The organism is Pseudomonas sp. P4_C3 (assembly GCF_056402075.1).
The window spans coordinates 1-2,049 of sequence record NZ_JBFUIC010000520.1; the positions used below are offsets into that span (position 1 = coordinate 1).

The following is a 2,049-nucleotide window of genomic DNA, read 5'->3' on the forward strand; positions in this document are numbered from 1 at the left end:
AGACAACGCCAAACAACGAAGCCGACTGCTTGACCCCCGGCAACGCCAGGGCCAGGCCGTACCACCAGACCAGATGCACCACCAGCGGCACGTTGCGCAGGAACTCGATGCAGGTGCTACTCAGGCGCTTGATCAGCCAGTTCTGCGATACCCTGGCCAGACCCAGTGCGACGCCCAGCAGGGTCGCTAGCACGATACTCAGCACCGAGACCAGCAAGGTATTGAGCAACCCCACCAGGTAAGCCCGCGCGTAGGTCGCATCCGGGGTGTAGTCGATCAGCGAGAAGCTGATGTCATAGCCGGCACGCTGGGACAAAAAGCCGAACCCGGAGGCGATGTTCAACTTCCCGAGATTCGCCGCAGCGTTGCTGGCCAACAGATAGAGCACCGCCGCCACCAAGGCCAAGACGAGGCCTTGCTGCAAGACGCTCATGATGCGAAAACGATGAGTCAACATGACAGGCATTCCGTTCGGTTAATCCAGGATCCGCAGCCATCAACGAATCGGTGGCGCATACAACAACCCTTGGTCCTTCCAGCTTCGGTTGAGCCCGCGCGGGAAGTTCAGCGCGGTCTCTTGGCCGAGATTACGGTCATAAATCTGCGCGTAATTGCCCACCTGCTTGATCGCGCGGTAAGCCCATTCATTGTCAAGGCCAAAGGCTTTGCCGAGGGTTCCCTGGCTGCCGAGCAAGCGGCCAATGTCCGCCGGCGCATCCTTTTTCCCATGCAACTCATCGACGTTGCTGGACGTGACGCCCAACTCTTCGGCGGTCATCAGGGCATAGGCGGTCCAGGTCACGATGTTGCGCCAGGTGGTGTCACCCTGGGCCACGAAGGCGCCCAAGGGCTCCTTGGAAATCACCTCCGGCAACAGCGCGTAGTCCTTGGGATTGCTCATCTGCGTGAGGCGCGAGGCCAGGCCCGACAAGTCATTGGAGATGGCATTGCAGCGTCCATGCTGGAACGCGGCGTAGAGTTCCGGACTCTTCTCGATGACCACGGTCTTGTAGGTCAGGCCGCGCTGGCCGAAATAATCTTCCAGGTTCTGCTCAGACGTGGTGCCCGGCGACAGGCAGAAGGTGGCACCGTCCAGATCCGTGAGCTGCTTGATGCCGTCCTGGGCGTGGGTCATGAAACCCTGGCCGTCGTAGAACCAGACGGTGGTGAAATCCACCCCCAGGCTGGCGATCCGGTCAGCGGTCCAGGAGGTGGCACGCGAGAGAATGTCGATTTCGCCAGAGGCAAGGGCAGTGAAGCGGTTTTTCGCGGTGGTGGCCAAATACTCGACCTTGTCCGCATCGCCCAATACGGCTGCGGCCACGGCGCGGCAAAGATCGATGTCCATGCCGGTCCAGCGGCCTTTATCGTCAATCAGCGAGAAGCCGGGCTTGTCGCTGGCCACCCCACAGCGCACGGCGCCGTGCGCCTTGACCTTATCCAGCACACTTGCCTCGGCAGTGCCGGCCAGGGCCAACGCCAACAGCGAGGTTCCGAGTAAAAGCTTCACCCTGTTCAATTTATGCATATCATTTGCCCCTTGAAAGTTTTTCTTCTTGTTCACACACAGACGGCAGGTGGCGTGTTTGCGCACAATAAACACTGGGGCAGGCATAGGGATAGCGACTCTTGATCCACTATGCTGACCGCGCTATCGAATTTTGGAATAACTTTATGAACATCGACTGGTATGAAGATTTTCTCGCCCTCGCTGATACCGGCAAGTTCACGGCAGCGGCCAGCATGCGCGGCTCATCGCAGTCGGCATTGAGCCGGCGCATTCAATTGCTGGAGGCGCGCCTGGGGGCTACCCTGATAGATCGGGACAAGAATCCAGTGCGCCTGACTGCCGCCGGTGAAGCCTTGTTGCCCAATGCCGTGGAGCTGGTTCGCATGGCCCGCGACTGCGAGCAGAGTGTGAAAATCGTCGACCGGGCTCTGACCTTCGCCTCGCTGCACACCTTGGCCTGCAACTTTTTCCCGGACTGGATCAGCCGCCTGAACAGCCCCGAAACGCCACTGTTCACCCGCATCGATACCGGCTATCGC

General features: G+C 59.8%; 3 protein-coding genes. 1 reads left to right on the forward strand and 2 read right to left on the reverse strand.

Translation table 11 applies throughout. From position 1 onward, the window contains the following. Positions 1-457: ABC transporter permease subunit (locus tag AC1DVH_RS30120; RefSeq protein ID WP_477756868.1), on the reverse strand; the 457-nt coding region annotated here is incomplete at its 3' end. Between the two features lie 39 nt (positions 458-496). Then, the gene (locus AC1DVH_RS30125) at positions 497-1,528 is read right to left on the reverse strand and encodes an amino acid ABC transporter substrate-binding protein (protein ID WP_477756869.1); all 1,032 of its coding nucleotides are present in this window, start codon (positions 1,526-1,528) and stop codon (positions 497-499) included. A 146-nt stretch (positions 1,529-1,674) separates the two neighbouring features. On the opposite strand from AC1DVH_RS30125, the gene AC1DVH_RS30130 reads away from it, so the two are divergent. Further along, on the forward strand, positions 1,675-2,049 hold a 375-nt coding region (locus AC1DVH_RS30130; RefSeq protein WP_477756870.1), incomplete at its 3' end, for a LysR family transcriptional regulator.

Coding starts and splice junctions, on each gene's coding strand:
- AC1DVH_RS30125 (WP_477756869.1), bottom strand. CDS start 1,528: ATGCATAAATTGAACAGGGTGAAGCTTTTACTCGGAACCTCGCTGTTG.